Source organism: Halomonas sp. R57-5, from assembly GCF_900070345.1.
Taxonomy (GTDB): Bacteria; Pseudomonadota; Gammaproteobacteria; order Pseudomonadales; family Halomonadaceae; genus Vreelandella; species Vreelandella ventosae_B.
Map to the genome: position 1 here is coordinate 105,416 of NZ_LN813019.1, position 19,105 is coordinate 124,520.

19 protein-coding genes are annotated in these 19,105 nt (G+C 55.7%); 18 read left to right on the top strand and 1 reads right to left on the bottom strand.

Translation table 11 applies throughout. The features are described 5' to 3' along the window. The first annotated feature begins 118 nt into the window (after positions 1–118). The 4 genes from HALO_RS00510 (at position 119) to HALO_RS00525 (ending at position 3,830) form a co-directional block, all read left to right on the top strand. Complete coding sequence (locus HALO_RS00510) at positions 119–1,144, top strand: TRAP transporter substrate-binding protein (RefSeq protein ID WP_035582132.1); 1,026 nt, start codon at positions 119–121, stop codon at positions 1,142–1,144. Between the two features lie 12 nt (positions 1,145–1,156). After that, the gene (locus HALO_RS00515; RefSeq protein WP_035582130.1) at positions 1,157–1,684 is read left to right on the top strand and encodes a TRAP transporter small permease; all 528 of its coding nucleotides are present in this window, start codon (positions 1,157–1,159) and stop codon (positions 1,682–1,684) included. Further along, the gene (locus HALO_RS00520; RefSeq protein ID WP_035582129.1) at positions 1,674–2,963 is read left to right on the top strand and encodes a TRAP transporter large permease; all 1,290 of its coding nucleotides are present in this window, start codon (positions 1,674–1,676) and stop codon (positions 2,961–2,963) included. The genes HALO_RS00515 and HALO_RS00520 overlap by 11 nt, the downstream gene beginning before the upstream one ends. Positions 2,964–3,389: 426 nt before the next feature. Beyond that, complete coding sequence (locus HALO_RS00525; RefSeq protein WP_035582128.1) at positions 3,390–3,830, top strand: hypothetical protein; 441 nt, start codon at positions 3,390–3,392, stop codon at positions 3,828–3,830. A 156-nt stretch (positions 3,831–3,986) separates the two neighbouring features. Here HALO_RS00525 and HALO_RS00530 read toward each other — a convergent pair whose 3' ends face one another. After that, positions 3,987–4,889 carry a helix-turn-helix domain-containing protein gene (locus HALO_RS00530; RefSeq protein ID WP_035582127.1) on the bottom strand — a complete coding sequence of 301 codons (903 nt, stop codon included), beginning with the start codon at positions 4,887–4,889 and terminating at the stop codon, positions 3,987–3,989. Positions 4,890–5,035: 146 nt separating this feature from the next. Between HALO_RS00530 and pobA the strand changes: the two genes are divergently transcribed. The 14 genes from pobA (at position 5,036) to HALO_RS00600 (ending at position 19,058) form a co-directional block, all read left to right on the top strand. Next, a complete protein-coding gene (pobA, locus tag HALO_RS00535; RefSeq protein ID WP_035582118.1) occupies positions 5,036–6,220 on the top strand; it encodes a 4-hydroxybenzoate 3-monooxygenase in 1,185 nt (394 codons plus the stop codon). Between the two features lie 403 nt (positions 6,221–6,623). Continuing rightward, complete coding sequence (locus HALO_RS00540) at positions 6,624–8,603, top strand: methyl-accepting chemotaxis protein (RefSeq protein WP_331710093.1); 1,980 nt, start codon at positions 6,624–6,626, stop codon at positions 8,601–8,603. Between the two features lie 127 nt (positions 8,604–8,730). Next, positions 8,731–9,768: a TRAP transporter substrate-binding protein gene (locus HALO_RS00545; RefSeq protein WP_035582112.1), complete on the top strand. Its 1,038-nt coding sequence runs from the start codon at positions 8,731–8,733 to the stop codon at positions 9,766–9,768. Between the two features lie 61 nt (positions 9,769–9,829). Next, the gene (locus tag HALO_RS00550; RefSeq protein ID WP_035582110.1) at positions 9,830–10,306 is read left to right on the top strand and encodes a TRAP transporter small permease; all 477 of its coding nucleotides are present in this window, start codon (positions 9,830–9,832) and stop codon (positions 10,304–10,306) included. Further along, positions 10,303–11,592 (top strand): TRAP transporter large permease, encoded by a 1,290-nt coding sequence (locus HALO_RS00555; protein WP_035582108.1) that lies wholly within the window; start codon positions 10,303–10,305, stop codon positions 11,590–11,592. The genes HALO_RS00550 and HALO_RS00555 overlap by 4 nt, the downstream gene beginning before the upstream one ends. Positions 11,593–11,649: 57 nt before the next feature. Further along, complete coding sequence (locus HALO_RS00560; RefSeq protein WP_231896780.1) at positions 11,650–12,792, top strand: amidase; 1,143 nt, start codon at positions 11,650–11,652, stop codon at positions 12,790–12,792. A gap of 9 nt (positions 12,793–12,801) precedes the next feature. Beyond that, entirely contained in the window at positions 12,802–13,947 is a 1,146-nt protein-coding gene (locus tag HALO_RS00565; protein ID WP_035582104.1) for an acyl-CoA dehydrogenase family protein, read from the top strand. 36 nt (positions 13,948–13,983) lie between these two features. Then, positions 13,984–14,328, top strand: coding sequence for a hypothetical protein (locus tag HALO_RS00570; RefSeq protein ID WP_035582102.1), 345 nt, complete (start codon positions 13,984–13,986; stop codon positions 14,326–14,328). Between the two features lie 162 nt (positions 14,329–14,490). Continuing rightward, positions 14,491–15,657 carry an aromatic ring-hydroxylating oxygenase subunit alpha gene (locus HALO_RS00575; protein ID WP_231896781.1) on the top strand — a complete coding sequence of 389 codons (1,167 nt, stop codon included), beginning with the start codon at positions 14,491–14,493 and terminating at the stop codon, positions 15,655–15,657. Then, the gene (locus HALO_RS00580; protein WP_050712823.1) at positions 15,654–16,148 is read left to right on the top strand and encodes an aromatic-ring-hydroxylating dioxygenase subunit beta; all 495 of its coding nucleotides are present in this window, start codon (positions 15,654–15,656) and stop codon (positions 16,146–16,148) included. Before HALO_RS00575 ends, HALO_RS00580 begins: the two co-directional genes overlap by 4 nt. Before the next feature lie 5 nt (positions 16,149–16,153). After that, positions 16,154–16,906 (top strand): SDR family NAD(P)-dependent oxidoreductase, encoded by a 753-nt coding sequence (locus tag HALO_RS00585; RefSeq protein WP_231896866.1) that lies wholly within the window; start codon positions 16,154–16,156, stop codon positions 16,904–16,906. A gap of 7 nt (positions 16,907–16,913) precedes the next feature. Next, entirely contained in the window at positions 16,914–17,885 is a 972-nt protein-coding gene (locus HALO_RS00590; protein ID WP_035582098.1) for a PDR/VanB family oxidoreductase, read from the top strand. Between the two features lie 21 nt (positions 17,886–17,906). Beyond that, positions 17,907–18,098: a 2-hydroxymuconate tautomerase gene (locus HALO_RS00595; protein WP_035582097.1), complete on the top strand. Its 192-nt coding sequence runs from the start codon at positions 17,907–17,909 to the stop codon at positions 18,096–18,098. A gap of 33 nt (positions 18,099–18,131) precedes the next feature. Further along, the gene (locus HALO_RS00600) at positions 18,132–19,058 is read left to right on the top strand and encodes a flavin reductase (RefSeq protein ID WP_035582096.1); all 927 of its coding nucleotides are present in this window, start codon (positions 18,132–18,134) and stop codon (positions 19,056–19,058) included. The last annotated feature ends 47 nt before the right edge of the window (positions 19,059–19,105 follow it).

Below are 19,105 nucleotides of genomic sequence, written 5' to 3' on the forward strand. Positions count from 1 at the left end.
AAACATAGACGAATGTCGATTAGCTCTACGCCTGATAGTGGACTAATGTGGTGACTTAGAGCGAACTAGTATTCGCTATACGAACTTATAATAATCCAAGAAAGTCCTGGAGACTCCTATGAAAATGTCCCTATCCCGGTGCGTGTTGGCAGCTGCTATTGCAGGCCTTGCCGTTAGCTCGGCTCAGGCAGAGACCACCCTACGCATGGCCCACTTTTGGCCTGGCCCTTCAGGCGTTAATGAGGATGTTTTGCAGGCATGGGCCGACACTATTGCCGAAGAGTCCAATGGCGATTTAACCATTCAAATGTTTCCCGCGGGTACCTTAGCCAAACCAGATTCCATTTATGAGGCCGCCGCCAACGGTATTGCCGATATTGGCGCCACTGCGCAGGGGTATACGGCAGGCCGGTTCCCGCTCTCACAGATCGTTGAACTACCCGGGGTCGCGGGCACGGCAACGCAAGGTGCTTGCGTACTTCAGACGCTTTTTGATGATGGACATTTAGATAGCGAATACGAAGATACTCGCCCGCTATTTATGTTCACCACTGGGCCTGGCGGTATTCATACCATCGACACCGATGTGCAAACGCCTGCTGATCTCGAAGGGCTGCGCATTCGTCGTCCCACTGCGGTCGCGGGTGAAATGCTGGAAAATATGGGCGCAAGCCCCGTGGGTATGCCTGCGCCCGATATTTATACCTCCATGCAGCGCGGCGTTATTGATGGCCTGAGTTTCCCCTGGGAAGGCCTAAAAGGCTTCCGTATCAACGAACTCGTCAACTATCACACCGAAGTACCGTTCTACACGTTGATCTTTGTCGCCACCATGAATCAGCGTAGCTATGACAGCCTGTCCCCTGAACAGCAGGCGGTGATCGATAATAACTCCGGTATGAAATGGGCTGAAAACGCCGGTGCGGTGTTTGATCGGCTTGATGTGGAAGGTAAACAAGAGGCGGCCGACGCYGGCCATACCATTCGTGAAATTGCCAATCCGTTAGAGCATCCTGACTGGCAGGAGCCGCTGGAAACGGGCATTGAGAACTACCTAACGCAGTTGGAAGAGCGCGGTCTGGATCAGGCGCGCGACGTCTATCAGGCGGCGTTGGCGGCTAGCGAGTCTTGTGGCGCCCAATAGGGGTAATGTGTCATGCAGTCTACTTTTTACCGGGCCAGCCATTGGTTGGCCCTTGTTTGTCGCTTGGTGGCCGGGGTCGCTTTGATTGGCCTGCTGGCGGTTACCATTGCGGATGTCAGCACTCGCTATCTTTCCCGGGTAACGGAGGGCGCAATTGCTCTGCGCGTGTCAGGAAGCGTGGAATTGGTTAGCTATTTGATGCTGTTCGCGCTACTGGCGGCGATGGCGGCGAATGTCGAAAAAAGCCAAGTGGTGGTAGAGGCGTTCTCTCACGGCTTGCCGCAATCGATTAAGAACCGTTTACAGGGTCTCTTTTTCCTCGGTTTTACGGCGCTGGGGCTGATTCTATTTGTGGGCTTGCTGGATTCGGCCGCAGCGGCCAGTCGGCACGGCGAAATAACCCAAGATCTGCGACTGCCCATGGGGCCGATTTACCAGTTGGCAGCGGTGCTCAGTTTGCTATTGGGAATACGCAGCTTTATTCACGCCTTGTTAGGCGTTATTTATGCGGCGGGTGAGGAGGCGACTCATGGGGAGTGAAGTAATCGGTGCCATGGGGCTAGGGCTTTTATTGGTACTGATGATTCTGCGTGTACCGGTCGCCTTAACCATGCTCATTGTAGGGGTGGTGGGATTTGCTCAAATCATCAGTTGGGACGCGGCTGTAGCACAGTTAAAAACCGTTCCGGTCGAAGTGCTTTCCAATTACAGCTTCAGCGCCGTGCCCATGTTTATTTTAATGGGCGTACTGGCTGCCCACTCGGGGATGGCGGGTAAGCTATTTGATTCCACGCGTATTATTTGCGGGGGCTGGAAGGGCGGCCTGGCGATTGCCGCGGTGGGCTCATGCGGCATTTTCTCCGCGATCTCCGGTTCATCGCTGGCGACGGCGAGCACCATGACCCGCGTGGCGTTACCAGAGATGGAGCGTTACGGCTATAACCGTGGCTTAGCCACCGGCGCGCTGGCTGCTGGCGGCACACTGGGTATTATGATTCCGCCCAGTATCGCACTGCTTATCTACGCCATTCTTACCGAACAGTCCGTTGGCGATATGTTTATGGCGGGGCTGATTCCTGGCTTGCTAGGGTTGGTAATGTACTCTCTGACCATTACGGTAGTGATGTACCTACGCCCCTCCCTGGCGGTAGCGGGCGAACCTACTGCCTGGAAAGAGAAGCTGCTCTCGTTGACCGGCTTAGTGCCGTTCTTTGGCGTTTTTCTGGTGATGATTTTAGGTATCTATTTTGGTGCCTTTACACCCACAGAGGGGGCAAGTGTCGGGGCATTCGCCACCCTGATTTACGCCCTGGTAAAAGGCATGCGTGGTGCCCAGCTATGGCACAGCGTACAGGAGACGTTGGCGCTGTCTGCGGTAGTCTTCTTTATGCTGGTAGGGGCAGAAACGCTGGGGTATTTCATCTCGGTGTCGCGCATTTCGTTCTCTATCACTGACCTGCTTTACGGCATGGATCTCACTCCTATTGTCGTGGTGCTGTGCATTCTGGCGCTCTACTTTGTGCTGGGAATGTTTATGGACTCCATCGCCATGCTGGTAATCACCGTACCGGTGGTTTATCCGATTATTCAGGCGATGGGTATCGACCCGGTATGGTTCGGTATTTTGACCGTACTGACCGTTGAGCTGGGACTGATGACCCCGCCGGTGGGGATGAACGTGTTTGTGATTAAAGCGATGGCGCCGCATGTCGGGCTGGGGGAGATTTTTAAAGGGGTAACTCCCTTTGTGGTGTCTGACTTAATACGTCTGGCGCTGTTAATTCTCTTTCCGGTGCTCTCGACTTTTTTCCTGTTATAAGTAGATAAGATGTCGACATTACCAATGCTGATTGTTGGAGCGGCTAGCGCTGCCGTCTAGGCAGCGGTTCAGGCCTTTGCCGCATGGCCACTATGGCGCGCTAAATCGCTCAAAGCTGCTGAGTTGATGGACGCGCGTCAGTACGAATGCATCAGTCTGGACAGAGGTCGTAAGTTATATTTTAAATCAATATTTTTTGGATGTTGGTTCTAGAGGGCGTTTGTCTGAACAAGAAAGGAACTGTTAAGATTGATATTGGTGATATTTTTAACATGAGGAAAATGATTTAGGTGCAATCGCCTTATTAGTAACTTTCTAAGTTTAAGTAGAAGAAGACTTGAAAAAATGATGCATTCGATTAATTTTAATATTAGCAGTAATTATGTCGCGTATTAAAATATAAGTCGTTAAGTAAAGAGAATTTTTATGGTTTTGTTAAAGTTTTTTATGTTGGTTGTAGTTGTTCTTTCTATTAGCTTTTTCTTAGAGTTTGCAAGGGTTGAGTATGGGGTGCCAGTTACTTTAATGGATTTAATTTTTTTAGTGGCCATTTTTTTGATGTGCTTTTATATTTTAAGAAGTTTTTTTCCGAAAAGTGATAAAGAAAATTATGCTGTGGGGATATCGACAAAAAAACTGCTGAAATACCTATTTTTTTTCTCGTTTATAGCTATCCCATTCGGTTTTTGGAGTGTTTGGGGGGGTATTTGGGCAGGAAAAGTGGGGCCTTTCGATTATTTTTCTGGGGGAAGTAGGGGCGCTGTTCATGGTTATACTCTCATATCTTTGGGACTTTTGTTTTTAATAATGTGGGCGTGTGTTTTTTTTAAAATAATAAGAAAATTGCTCATCAAAAAAGGAGTATAAAAAATCATCACGTTTAATGTTTATAACACTCCATTCTTTGTTAATTCACAACTATTTTCTTATGTCTTTAGGATTTTGGCTTCAGTGTTGGTTATCTCTCATCGCTGCTATGATTGCTTTTGTTGTTTCCTATATATGCAGTAAAACAGTTTCCTCCTATGACTGAGCATGTTGGCGAACCCGAAACTCCCGCGGCGGAAACGTGGTATTACGCTTAAAAAAGCGCGTGAAGTAAGCCGGTTCAGAAAACCCTAAGCTGTCGGAGATCTGGCCAATGGTCATATTGGTATAGGTGAGCTGGCGCTTGGCTTCCAGCAGCAAACGTTCATGCAGCAATTGCAGGGCGCTGCGCCCGGCGAGCTGTCGGCAGAGCAGGTTCAAGTGCGCGCTACTCACCCCGATCTGCTCGGCTAACTGCTCAATACTCGGCTGTTCGCGGTAGTGCGTCTCGATCAGCGCTTGATAGTGTTCTAAATGCTGCCGCCCTTTGTCGCTTTGGTGGGGGCCATAGCGTTTTGCCATGCTGCCTGTATAAGCATAAAGACGTGATAGCTCTACCACCAAGGCTTGGATAAGCGCTTCGAGCAGGCTGTTGCGTCCGGGGGCGGGTTGGCGGTACTCCTGGTCGATCTGAGCCACCAGCGTGGCAATTCGTTCAGCCTGATTTGCCTGGGATAGAGAGTAGAAGTCGGCTTTTTTTAGCGTACTGCTCTCACCCATTAGTGCATGTAAGTGGTCGGCCAGCGGCTTKGCCAGAGTAATAATGTGTCCTTCCACATCCGGTGAAAAGAGAAAGCCGTGAATAGCCATTGCGGGCACAACGATAGCGCTAGCGCTTTGCAGCCGGTGGCTTGTTCCCTCCAGCTCTAACTCAACGCTACCGTGAGAAATAAACAGAATATGCACGAGGTCGGCATGGCGGTGCGGCCGGATACGCCAGTCGTGCAGACGACTGCGCTCGGGGATGGACTCACAGTGGAGCAAGTCGGGCGTGGGCCAGTGCTGTGTCTCGCCATAGAGCTTAAATACCGGAACGGAGGTTGCCGACGAGGCTGTCATCACCTATATCTCCTCTACGACTAAGGTTGGGTAATAAAACGCTAAATGTCCAATAATTGATCTAGATCATGCCTTATTATGCGGCGTGTTTCATTGAAAAATACAAGTCATAAGTTTTAGATAATGACAATGATGAGGCATCCCCTATGAAGACACAGGTCGCGATTATTGGCGCAGGGCCTTCAGGCCTATTGCTGGGGCAGCTACTCCATCGCCAAGGCATTGATAATGTGATTGTTGAGCGGCGTAGCGGTGAGTATGTATTGAGTCGTATCCGCGCCGGTGTGCTTGAGCAAGGCATGGTGGATTTGCTGCGCGAAGCGGGTGTTGACCAGCGCATGGATGAAGAGGGCCTACCCCATGACGGTTTTGAGCTTGTTTTCGACAACCGTCGTGTGCGGGTCGCACTGGATGAGCTGACCGGTGGCAGCAAAGTGATGGTATACGGCCAAACCGAGGTGACGCGGGATCTGATGGAGGCCCGCGCTGCCGCTGGCGCGACAACGCTCTACGAGGCAGAAAACGTTCAGCCCCACGACCTGGATAGTGACCACCCCTATCTAACCTTTGAGCACATCGGCGAAACGGTCAGGCTGGAGTGTGACTACATCGCTGGGTGCGATGGCTATCATGGTGTCTCCCGCCAATCGATCCCTCAAGAGCGCATTAAAGAGTTTGAAAAGGTTTACCCGTTTGGCTGGTTGGGGGTGCTCTCGGACACGCCCCCGGTCTCTGATGAGTTGATTTACGCAAGCCACGAGCGTGGTTTCAGTCTGTGTAGCATGCGCTCCGCCACCCGCAGCCGTTACTACCTTCAAGTACCCTTGGATGAAAAGGTAGAAGATTGGTCGGACGAGCGTTTTTGGGAAGAGCTCAAACGCCGCCTGCCAGACGAGGTGGCCGCCAAGCTTGTCACCGGGCCTTCCATCGAGAAGAGCATCGCACCGCTGCGCAGCTATGTGGTCGAACCAATGCAGTACGGGCGGCTGTTCCTGGTCGGCGATGCGGCGCATATTGTACCGCCCACCGGTGCCAAAGGGCTTAACCTGGCCGCCAGCGATGTGAACACGCTCTATCGGCTAATGGTGAAGGTTTACCAAGAAGGCCGCACGGATTTGATCGAGCGCTATTCGCAAACGTGCCTGAAGCGTATCTGGAAGGCGGAGCGCTTCTCCTGGTGGATGACCTCCATGCTGCACAATTTCTCTGATGAGGAAGATTTCAACAGCCGCATGCAGTTGGCCGAGCTGGACTACGTAACCAGCTCAAAAGCGGGGCTGACGACCATTGCGGAAAACTATGTGGGTTTGCCCTACGAACCGTTGGAATAGCCTCTACCCTTTGTCCATTTATCCTCCTTGCCCMGGCTGACGCTTGGGCTTTTTTTATTGTTTGCCATGCCTGAGCAGGCTCTCGTGAAGTTCTGTCAGGGAGTAAGTGGGTAGATCCAAATGCAGATTGGGTATTTTTATTTGAAATTTCATGTGATATTGATAGTAGATGGTCGCTTGTGTCATACCGGTTGAGCGGAAACCGCCGCTTTATCTCTGTGTTTTACCGCAACCATGCTGTTGGACAAATAAAAATTAAACCCCTGCTCAGGTTGATAATATGAAATTCAAATCCCTCCGTACATTTGTCACGTTGCTGGCTGGCATCTCAACAATATTGGCGGTGTTTTCTTTGTCTGCCTACTTCGTAATGGCAAATACAAGGTCGCAGGAAGCCACTCAGGTGGGAGCACAGCACATACTGCTGGACGAGACTGAAGGCCGTTTACATGCCATTGCGTCCTATCAAGCCGAGAGCATACAGGTTCAATTTACTCAGGCACTTGAGATGGCCAAGGGGTTGGCAGCTGTCAATTCCATGCAGGGTGACGTGGCTTATAAAGGTGGGCCCACTCTTGATTTTAATCGCCAGGAGATAATCGGTGCCATTCGAAAGTACCTGGAAGTCAATCAGGATGTTTCTGTCGCTTATGTTGCCTGGGAGCCTAATGCCTTCGATCAGGATGACGTTTACTCGGGCAGTGGCCTGCCGGGACATAGCCCGCAGGGGCGCTTCATGCCCCTGTGGTATCGAGGAGAGAACGGAGATCTCGACATCATGGCTCAGGAAGCAGCCATCATGGAGAGCGAGGTTATTCAGCCCAATGGGGTGCGCGAGGGCGAGTATTACCTCTGCCCACGAGAAACGTTGAGGCCATGTATTACAGACCCTGACGTTTATCAGGTGGGGGAGGAGGAAGTGATGTTGACTTCTTTCGTCGCCCCGATCGTTGTCGACGGCGGGTTTCGCGGTATTGCCGGCGTTGATCTGACGGTAGATTTTATCCAGTCCATGCTTTTGGAGGAAAATAGAGAACTCTATGAGGGATCGGGAGACATGGCCTTGGTGGCGCCGAGAGGGGGGCTGGTAGCGTATACGCATGAGGGAGCCACGCTGGGGGTGCCTTTTAATGAGGCTTTTGATGCCACCTTGCAGCAGCGCATACAGCAGGCTCAAGGAGGCCAGCCTATGTATATCCATGATGCCGAGCGGGGCGTAATCGAATTGTACTGGCCGTTCACTATTGGAGGGGGCGGCGACAACACTTGGGTGCTGATGATCCGACAGCCTGAAGATGCGGTGCTTGCTGGTATGCATGGACTGCAGCGGCAAACAGAGGAACAGCTTGATAGAGACATTCTAGGCATGACGCTGATCGGGCTTTTCATTGCAGGCCTGGGGTTATTGGCAGCATGGTTGGTGGGGGAGAGTATTGCTCGTCCGTTGCGTCGGTTGGCTGAGCGCATGCATGACATCGCTGTCGGCAATGGCGACTTGACCCGCCGCCTGCCCGCCAATGGCCGCGATGAAAGTGCCAGGTTGGCGATCCAGTTCAATGCCTTTGTAGATAAAATAAACGATGTACTGCTCGATGTGCGTGACAGCAGCGACTCAGTGCGTGCCGCGGCGAGTGAAATTGCCGTGGGAAGTCAGGATCTGTCGGCCCGAACTGAGGTGGCGGCTTCCCMCCTGCAGGAGACGTCGGCTTCCATGGAGCAGCTGACCCATTCCGTTGAGCATACCGCTGCAGCGTCTCGGCAGGCAGAGGAGCTCTCCCACTCTGCTTCGCAAGTCGCCTCCCAGGGCGGTAACGTGGTGTCGCAAGCTGTGCGAACCATGAATGACATTGATAGCGCGTCGCAGCGGATTGCAGAGATCGTCTCAGTGATGGATAGCATTGCCTTTCAAACCAACCTACTGGCGCTCAACGCCTCGGTTGAGGCGGCTAGCGCTGGAGAGCATGGTCGAGGCTTCGCGGTAGTCGCAGACGAAGTGCGTCAATTGGCTGGTCGCAGCGCCGCCGCTGCTCGGCAGATTAAGGAACTGATTGAGGATGCCAACGCCAAGACCCAGGCGGGTTCAGAGCTCGTGCGCGCAGCCGGTGCTACCATGAGCGAAATCGTTGCCAGTGTATCGAGGGTCTCCGATGTGCTTGGCGAAATTAGTGCGGCAACCAGCGAGCAGAGCCAGGGTATCGGTCAAGTCAATCAAGCAGTGGCTGGGCTCGACCAAATGACCCAGCAGAACGCCGCACTGGTCGAAGAGTCCGCAACGGCGGCTGATAGGCTCGAGAGTCAGTCACTGCGTCTGGCTGAGACGGTAGGTTCGTTCGTGTTGCTCGAACGGCAGCAGCGATTGGTGACGCTGGATCCTGTGCAGTAAGCCATCTCTCGCGGTGAGTTCTCATTGTGACTAATGAGGCTGTTGCATTGCTTGAATTTTCATGTGATATTGAATGTATTAGGTGATGAGAAGCACCTAACAACAACGATAAAGAGAGACAAGACCCATGACGACGAAGAAAAAAGTGTCAAGCATTCGGCGCTTGGCGGGTGCCATTGGGCTAGCAGGCATGCTGATTAGTCCGCTCGTATCTGCCAGCGATATCACCCTTAGTTATGCGTTCATTTCGCCTGCCAGCACCTTCCCAGGTGTGCAGATGGAGCGTTGGGCGGAAGAGCTCCATCGCCGCACTGATGGACGAGTGACCGTCAACACCTTCCCCGGCGGTACGCTTCTGACGGCAAACAATATGTATGACGGCGTGCTGAGCGGCGTTGCGGATATCGGACTCTCGATCACTTCCTATGAGCCGGGCCGTTTCCCGCTGCTCAATCTGGCCGGTAGCCTGACTGGGATGGACGTCAATTCGACCGTCGCAAGCCAGTCACTCTATGACTTGATTCAAGAGTTTCCCCCCGAGCAACTGGGCCTTGAGAATTTTAAGGTCATCACCGCGTTTACTTCTGAGCCCGGTTATTTACAGACCAAGCAGCCAGTTACTTCACTGGAAGAACTGGAAGGCCAGGAGATTCGTGTGCCTGGTGACAGTACCGAGGTGATGGCAGCGCTGGGCGGGGTGCCTATAGCGCTCTCCCAGGCGGATACGGGCGAGGCACTGCAGGCGGGAGTCGTTGATGGCTACGTGAGTTCCCGGGAAGTGCTGATGGATCTGGGCTATGCGCGCACCGTTAAGTCCATCACTGACTATCCATTGACCAATGCGGTGCTGGTGGCGGTTATGAATCGTCAGCGCTGGGAGTCGCTGCCCGAAGACGTTCAGCAGATTATCGATGAGTTGGGTGCTGAAATGGCCTTTTTCGCCGGTGACTATCTCGATTCTCACGTTGAGGAGTCTATGAAGTGGGCGCATGAGCAAGAGGGGGTGGAGGTCGTAGCGCTGAGCGACGAGGAAGCAGCGCGTTGGACCGAACGCCTGATGCCGCTTAATGAGGGGCGTCTGGCCCGCGCTGCCGAGCTAGGTCTTCCCGCCTACGAGTTTAATGAACGAATGCATGAGCTTTTCGAGCATTACCAACAGCCGTAATAGCTGTTGGTAATTAGGGAATTGGGTCGGGCAGGTATTCGGCATTAAAGAGAGAGCATCCATGAATAGATTCACACTCCTAATCAGTCGGCTGTTGCTTGTACTCGCTGGTATGAGTTTGCTGGCGATGATGTTCTTGGTGGTGTCCAACATCATTATGCGCCAGGTGGCGTCTTCGTTCGGTGGAACTACCGAGGTGGTAGGTTGGCTGACGGCGGTGATGGTGTCATCTTCTTTGGCCTATGCCCAGTTGTCCAAGGCGCACATTGAGTTAGATATGCTGGTAGCTCGCCTGCCTCAGAGGCTCCAGCGTCTCATTCAACTGCTGGTCGCGGTGGCGAGCCTGCTTTTCTTTACCATGGTGGCTTTCAAGCTTTGGGAGTATGGCACTTTTGCCATGCAGCGAGGCACGCTATCGCAATCCCTTCGCCTGACCATTTATCCAATTATCTATCTGGTCGCCTTCGACTTCTCCGCATTCTGCCTCGTGTTGTTGATGGATGTGCGGGATTGCTTGACGCAGGGGAGAGAGACATGAGCTTCACACTGGTGGCCATGATTGGCGTATTGGCGCTCTTTCTGCTGATTATCCTGAAGGTGCCGATCAGTTTTGCCATGTTCATTGTCGGCTTCTTTGGGATGCTGCATATCACCAGCCCCATGGCGGCCTATAACATCATCAGCTCTGGTATTTGGGAGCAGCTCTCCTCCTACTCTTTGAGTGTCATACCGCTGTTCGTCTTTATGGGCGAGCTGCTATTCCGATCTGGGATTACCGAGAAGCTGTTTGCGGCTGCCTATGCCTGGACGGGGCACCGCCGGGGCTCCATGGCCACGACAACGATATTAAGCAGTGCTGGTTTCGCCGCCGTTTGCGGCTCCAATACGGCGACAGCCGCCACGGTAGGGACTATTGCTCTACCGGAAATGAAGAAATTCGGTTATCACAAGGCGCTGAGTGCTGGCAGTGTGGCGGCTGGGGGCACCCTAGGGGTCATCATTCCACCCAGCGCGGTACTGATCGTGATCGCTTTGCAGGCCGAGCTCGCCATCCGTGATCTCTTTATCGCCAGCATCCTGCCCGGCTTGATCCTGATGACGCTGTTCGTGCTGACCATTGCCTACCTTTGCTGGCGAAACCCGGCCATGGCGCCAGCTGGCGAACGCTCCTCCTGGGGAGTGCGCCTGGCCTCTCTCAAAGGGGTGGTGGAGATATTCGTCCTCTTTATCCTGGTGCTGGGCGGCCTGTTCGCCGGTTGGTTCACCTCTACCGAGGCGGCGGCGGTTGGTTGTGTTGGGGCCATCACCCTTATCGCTCTGCGTAGAAAGCTATCATGGGAGATGCTTCGGGAATCATTAAGCAACACTCTTAGAACGTCCGCGATGATTCTGATGCTGGTGGCGGGCGCGGTGGTATTTGGCCGCTTCCTGACAGTGACACGACTGCCTTACATAGTCGGCGAGTGGGCCGCTGCGCTGCCCTTACCTGCGGTGCTGGTCATGGCTTGCGTGCTGCTTATCTATGTCATCGGCGGGGCGCTGATGGATGCCATGGGCTTTTTAATTATCTCGATCCCCATTTTCTTTCCGGTAGCGCTGGTGCTGGGCTATGACCCGATCTGGTTCGGTATCATGGTCTGCATCGTTACCAGCATGGGAGCGATCACGCCGCCGGTGGGGGTTAACGCTTTCATCGTCAAGAGCCTCGACCCTGAGCTTAGTTTTGGCGATATCTTTCTTGGCGTAGGCTACTTCATGACGCCTTACTTATTGTGTATCGCGTTGCTACTGCTAGTGCCCGACATCGTGCTATTCGTCCTTTAGTTTGAAGAAAATCTAAGTAATAAAGCACCATCAAATACTTGAAATTTCATGTGATAAGTGGATAAAAATGCCATGCCATCTCTCATCCAGCATCTCGGCTTAGGCACAGGCTCCAAGCGAGTCGTGGTTAAGGACAGCATCGATATCGCCGGCTACCCGACCCGTGCAGGTTCTGCGGCGCTGGCCGATGCGCCGGCGGCAGAGAGGCATGCCGAGATCGTCGAGCGCACGCTGGCGGCCGGTTATCGCATCGTCGGCAAAGCCAATCTGCATGAACTGGCGTTTGGCATGACCGGGCTCAATGCCTTGACGGGCACCCCTGAGAACCCGCGCTTTCCGGCGTTGATTCCCGGCGGGTCGTCCAGCGGTTCGGCAGCGGCGGTGGCAGCGGGGCTGGCGGAGATAGGCATCGGTACCGATACCGGCGGCTCGATTCGGGTGCCCGCGGCCTGCTGCGGGGTGGTCGGCTTGAAGCCTACGTTCGGTCGGCTTAGTCGGCGCGGCGTTATGCCCGCCTACAGCAGCCTGGACTGCGTAGGGCCGCTGAGTGCCAATCTCGAGGATTTGATCGACTTCATGTCAGCCGTGGATGCGGAGTTTACGGTCGTAAGCGGCGCAGCGATGCCACGCCTAGGCAGGCTAGACGTCGAGGCCGATGGCGCAATTCTCGGCACGCTGGAAGCGTATCTCGAAGGTACTGGGCTGGCCACTGAAAAGTGCGCCTTGCCAATGATGAGTGAGGCTTTTGATGCCGCCATGGCGCTGATCAACCGTGAAACCTATAGCGCTTGTGGTGCCTGGCTCGATAGCGGCCGCTTAGGGAGTGACGTGGAGCGCCGCCTGCGCGCGGCCGCCAAGATTTCCGACGCCGAGCTGCACGAGGCCGAAGCGGTGCGCCAGGCATTCACTGCCGAGGTGGATCGGCTGCTCGAGACGTGCGATGTGCTGGTGTTGCCGACGTTGCCGCACTTTCCACTGAGCCGCGCGGCAGCCGAGGAGGGACAGCAGGATCTGACCATCTCCTCCCTTGTACGACCTTTTAATCTTTCGGGACACCCGGCCTTGAGCTTGCCACTGCCTCCGAGCCGGGGCCAGCCAGTGAGCCTGCAACTCATTGGCAGGCGAGGCGACGACGCCGGTGTCTGCCGAGCCGCGCGCTATCTGGTCGAGGCTCTGCATGACAAGACCATACAAAAATAGGAGATATTTATGCACAGCCAGGTCGATAAATCCCAATGGGGCGGAGAGGAGCGCTTCGATGCGTTGCTCGATAGTATCTGTCAACGGCGTGATGAGTTCGAAGCGCAGCGACACCTCTCGGCAGATATTGTCGAGGAGTTCAAGGCGATCGGCGTCTATCGCGCCATGGTGCCAGCCAGATACGGCGGTGATGAGAAGTCTCCTGCCGAGTTCCTGAAAATGGTCGAGGCTATCTCGGCGGCCGATGGCTCCGCCGGCTGGGTGGCCAGCTTCGGCATGAACCCCGCTTATCTGGCGGCGCTGCCTGAAGCGACTATTACGCAAATCTGGAAAGACTCTCCCGATGTCGTGTTCGCGGGAGGCATCTTTCCGCCCCATCCCGCCGAGCGCGTCGATCGTGGCTTTCGCATCAATGGCCGCTGGAAATTCGCCAGCGGCTGCATGGGCGCCTCGCTGTGTGGCGTCGGTATCCAGCCGGATGAGCCTGGCGCCTTGCCGCGCATGGCGGTGTTGCCACGTGAGCAGGTTCGCATCGACCCCACCTGGGACATGGTCGGCATGGTCGCCACCGGCAGCCACGACCTGGTGGTGGAGGATGCCTATGTCGCTGAGGAGTGGACGTTTGTGCGTGGTGCCAAGGCCAACGTCGATGCGCCCTTCTTCCGCTACCCAGCACTGTCTTTCGCTGCCCAGGTGCTGGCGGTGACTACCCTGGGGCTGGCTCGGGAAGCACTGGATGTTATGCGTGCCATGGCGGGAGGGCGCAAGTCGGTCACCGGCGCGCCCAATCTGGGCGAGCGCGAGTACGCCCAGATTGCCCTGGCGAAGGCCGAGGCCAAGGTTCGCGCTGCCCGTGCTTTCTTTTATGAGTGCACCGACTCCGCCTGGAATGCTGTCGAGGCGGGAGGGGAACCGAGCCGCGATCAGACTAATCTGCTGCGCCTCTCCACCACCCATCTGACCCAGGAGTGCGCCGCGGCCATTCGCAACGTTTACCAAATCAGCGGCATGACAGGCGCCGAAAACCGACATCCCCTATCACGCATTCTGCGCGACTCTATGTTGTGCACTCAACACGCCTTTATGGGCGAAATCACCTGGAAGAACGCCGGCGCCATCTTCTTTAACCACGACCCTCTGCCGGGCTACTTGTGAACTGGCGACACCATCTAACAAACGGAGACCATCACTATGCATCGCGTACTTTTTTGCTGCGGCATTAACCAGAGCTTCATGAACGCTACCGCGGAGGAGGCCAAGCAGGTGTGGGAGGCCACCCGCGAAATGCTGCAGGGCATTGACGGCCTGCCCGGCCTCACGATCCTGGGCATCATGGATGACGACTGTATTCAGGTAGGCCCCTCCATCGCTGCTCCCTGGACTTTCTACATTATGGCGGATGTAGAGAACTACGCTTCTGTCGCCGAAGCTTGCAACTTCTTTCGCACCACACCGGTAGGGGATGGCACCTACAAGCTCTGGAAATACTGTCGTGTCGAGGCGCGAGTTGGGCGTGAGCTCGTCGTGCCCGAGTGATGAATAAGTCATCAATAATCCATTAAGAACAAGGAAGACAACAGAGATTTAGAGGTCATCATGAATATCGAAAACAAAATCGACATCACCCCTCACGAGCTCGKATTCAGGGATCATATTCAGACCCCCATGTACGAGGATCCTCAGTTATTCAAGGAGGAGATGCAGAAGATCTTTAGGAAAACCTGGGTCTGGGTCGCTCACGAAAGCGAGTTTCCCGACAAGGGCTCGTTCAAGCTCTCCCAGGTGGGCCTTGAGCCGGTGATCGTGGTACGCGACAGGAAGGGGGTGATCCACGTCATGGTGAACCGCTGCCGCCATCGCGCCGCCACCGTGTGTGAAGTGCAAAAGGGCAAAACTTCCTCGTTTCAATGCCCTTACCACGGCTGGGGCTACGGACTCGATGGCTCGCTGCGGGCGCTGCCCTACCCCGAGCAATATGGTGACGACTTCGACAAGGCGCAGCATGGCCTGCTCAAGCTGCGTACCGAGTCCTATGCAGGCATGGTTTTCGCCACCTTCAACGAAGAGGCCGAACCGCTGGTCGATTTTCTCGGCCCGGTCACTAAGTGGATCGACCTGTTTATGAAGCAGGGAGCGGGGTATCCCGTCAAGGTGTTGGGCGAACACCAGTTCAGCGTACCGATGAACTGGAAAGTCCAGCTTGAGAACACCACCGACGCTTACCACTTTCCCGTCGTCCATAAATCCTTTCTGCAGTCGTTGGATGGCGAGACCGAGGCGGCCTTCTCCTTCCTGGAACAGGGCAAAGGCTACGTCGAGGATCTCGGCAACGGACACTCGGTGATGGTCATGATTCCCGAGCTGGTGGATCTTGACGACAACCTTGAAGCACCCATCCCGGAGCGCTTTGAAGAACTTGCTCAACAGCTGCGCGGCGAAGGCTATCCCGAGGATCAAGTAAAACGGATCGTGCGGGCCGTGGGTGGCGCGGGCTTCAACCTCAACCTGTTTCCCAATGTGTCGTTCTCGCTGGCTTTCTTCCGAGTATTGACGCCGGTGAGCGTCGAGCAAACCGACATTCGTCATATTGCTATCGGTATGGAGGGTGGCCCCGAGGCAGCCAACCAGGTACGCCTACGGCTGCACGAGCACTTTCAGGGGCCGATGGGTTTCGGCTCGCCCGATGATGCCGAGGTCTGGGAGCGGATCCAGCGCGGCGTCAAAGGGGGCGCGGAGCTACCCATTCTGCTCAATCGTGGCCTTAACGACGAGCAGCCGGGKGAAGTGGGGCCACGCGGTCATGTGAGTGCTGAAACCGGGATGCGGGCGGCGTACGACATGTGGAAAAGGATGATGCAGGCATGAACGAGATGATCAAAAAGGAAAAAGAACTTCTCCTGCGCGATGCGGAAGCTTTCATCTGGGCCGAGGCAGACATGCTGGATCGCCAGGAGTACGACGCCTGGCTCGCCCTGTGGAGCGACGAAGGCTTCTATACATTACCCATTGGTGATGGCGATGACTTCGRCAACGCGCTCAACCTCTGCCACGACGATGCCAAGATGCGCCGTGATCGCATCACGCGCTTTCAGCAAGGCTTTTCGATTTCATCGGCCCCCCCTGCGCAGACGGTGAGAACGGTGTCGCGCTTTGTCATTGATAAGGTCGAAGGGGATGGCGTGACTGTTCGCTGCGCCGAGCACCTGATCGAAGACAAGTTCGGGCGGCAGCGGATCTGGGCCGCGAACTTGACCTACACCCTCGTCGTCACGCCCAGCGGCTTCATGATCCGCCATAAGGTGGTACGTCTGCTCAACTCCGATGGAATGCTGAACTCGTTCAGCTATTTGTTCTGATGAATATGCCTGCACCCGACAAAATCCAAACGGCCGTGGTGACTGGCGGAGCGCGTGGCTTCGGCGCCGAAGCCGTGCGTGCCCTGCATCGAGCCGGTTTCCGAGTAGTGATCTCGGACATTGAACCCGAACCGGCCGCAGCGCTGGCCGCAGAACTCGATCTGGCGGGGGACACCGCCGTGTCCGCCACCCTCGACGTAACCAACCATGACGACTTCCAGAGCGTGCTCGGTAAGTGCATTGAGCGGTGGGGATCGGTCGAGGTACTGGTCAATAACGCCGCGCGCACTGCCGTCCAGGGCGKGCTGGATATCGACCCCGCAGATTTCAATGCCGTGTTGGCCACCAACGCCGGTGGCACCTTCGCGGGCAGTCAGGTATTCGGCCGCCACTTCAAGGCGCGTGGCTATGGCCGAATCGTCAATCTCGCTTCCCTGGCGGGGCAGAATGGTGGCACTGCAACGGGGGCCCACTATGCCGCCTCCAAGGGCGCCATCCTGACGCTGACGAAAATTTTCGCACGGGATCTGGCCCCCTTTGGGGTGACCTGCAATGCCATCGCGCCTGGGCCCATGGATACCCCCATGGTGCGTTCCGTGCTGGGCAATGACGCCGAGAAAGCCATTGCCAATATCCCGGTAGGCCACCTGGGTGACCCGTACTTCGTTGCCGATCTAGTGGCACTGCTGGCGAGCCCACGGGCAGCGTTCGTCAACGGCGCCTGCTGGGACGTCAACGGTGGAATCTACATGAGGTGATGCCGATATGACTGCCGATAATCAAACCTACCCATTAGTCATTGATCAGCGAATCGATGAGCCAGGCGGTATCGCCCGGCTGCGGCTGCGCTCGCCCGACGGAAGCCCCCTGCCGCCTTTCACTGCCGGGGCACATCTGGACGTGCATATATGTGATGGCGAGATCGACCTGTGGCGTCAGTACTCGCTCTGCTCAGACCCGGCGTGCAATGCGTTCTACGAGATCGGTGTACTGCGCGACCCCAATAGCCGAGGAGGATCAGAGACCCTACACAGAATCGCCAGGGAGGGGGGAACGCTCGAGATCGAAGGGCCGCGAAACCACTTTCCGCTCCACGAAGAGGCACCGCAGAGCCTGCTGTTCGGCGGCGGCATCGGCGTGACGCCGATGATAGCCATGGCGCGGCGCCTGCAAGCGCTGGGCAAGGAGTTCACGCTGCACTACTGCACGCGCTCACGCAGCTTAACGGCCTTCCAGAGCGAGGTGGAGGCGGCTGGTCTGTCCGACGTTGTCGTCTATCACTATGACGACGACGTCGGGACAACACTGGATCTGCATGCCGAGCTCGCCGGGGCCAGGGAGGAACCACACATTTACGTATGTGGCCCACAGGGGTTCATGGATTGGGTGATATCACATGCCCAGGCGTTTGGTATCAGCGATGACCGCATTCATCGCGAATTCTTCTCCGCGAGCGTCGATGTGTCTGGTGACGTATTCGAGGTGGTCGCCGAGAAGTCTGGCGTCAGCGTTTCCGTGAGCGCTGGGGATACCATCGCGAAAGCACTCTCAAGAGCTGGCGTAAAAGTGGAGGTGAAATGTGAGGAGGGCGTGTGCGGTACCTGTGTGGCCGACGTCCTCGAAGGCGAGATAGATCATCGCGATCACTTTCTGACCGAAGACGAAAAACAGGAAGGCGACATGATGTGCGTCTGTTGCTCCCGGGCCAAGGGTAAGCGGCTCGTTCTAGATCTCTAACGATAAGAAAAGGACAAAACAATGCCAACAGTTCACGTCTACATGATGGAGGGCCGCAGGCAGGCCCAAAAAGAGTCACTGATCCGCAAGGTCACCGATGCCGTCGTGTCGTCGGTCGATGCGCCCGAAGCGAATGTCCGGGTCATCATCAGTGAGATACCCAAGAGCGACTACGGTATCGCCGGTACGACCGGTGAGAAATTAGGGCGCTGAAAACGACCCCGTTTTGGGGATGGAGATTCGCTTATGAGCTTCGATACGAGAGATTTCCGTAGCGCGCTGGGCAAGTTCGCCACCGGCGTAACGGTGGTCACCACGCGCAGCGGTGAAGAGAACCACGGCGTCACCGCCAGCAGCTTCAATTCGGTGTCGATGGATCCGCCGCTGATCCTGTGGAGCATCGACAAGGGGGCCTACAGCCTGAGTGCTTACCGCCATGCCGAGCACTTCGTGGTCAACGTGCTCAGCAATGAGCAGGTCGATATCTCCAATTGCTTTGCACGGCGGGGGGAGGACAAGTTCGCTGGCATTGCCATTGAGGAGGGCCTTGGCGGTGTTGCCAAAGTGAAGGGGGCCGCGGCGCATTTCGAATGCCGCACGTGGAATGTCTACGAGGGCGGTGATCACCTGATCATCGTTGGCGAAGTGGTGCGCTACGCCTATCGCAACGAGGGCAGTGCCCTGGTGTTCCACAACGGGCGCTATGCCGTACCCGAGCCTCATCCCATGGTGTTGAACGTTGACGAGCAAACGGCACTGGATGGTCGCTTGGGCAAGCACTTGCTTTACCTGATGCGTCAGGCGCTAGCCGCCTATCGAAGCGATTTCTATCCGCGGCTCGGCAGCCTCGGAGTCAACGACAACGAGTGGCGAATTCTTACCCTGCTGGCGGATCGTGGCCCGTTGTCTGCGGAGGCCCTGGCCCAGCGTGTGGCTCAACCCCAGGCAGACCTTGAGGATACCCTTGCTGGGCTCCGTGAACGCGCACTGGTGGGTCTAGACGACAATGGTCGCGTTCAGCTCAGCGAGCAAGGGCAGGTATTGGCACGGCGTCTGCTGTCCATGGCTGACGACTACGAACAGCGCCTGTTTGAGAACCTGGAGCCGTCCGAAGTCGGGGCGATCAAGTCAGGGTTGGGGCGCGTGATCGAGCGTCTTGGTGCTTCGCTTTAAAAAGCTAAGTAAGTGCTGAAGATGGTCTTAAGTGCCCTACGCCTCTG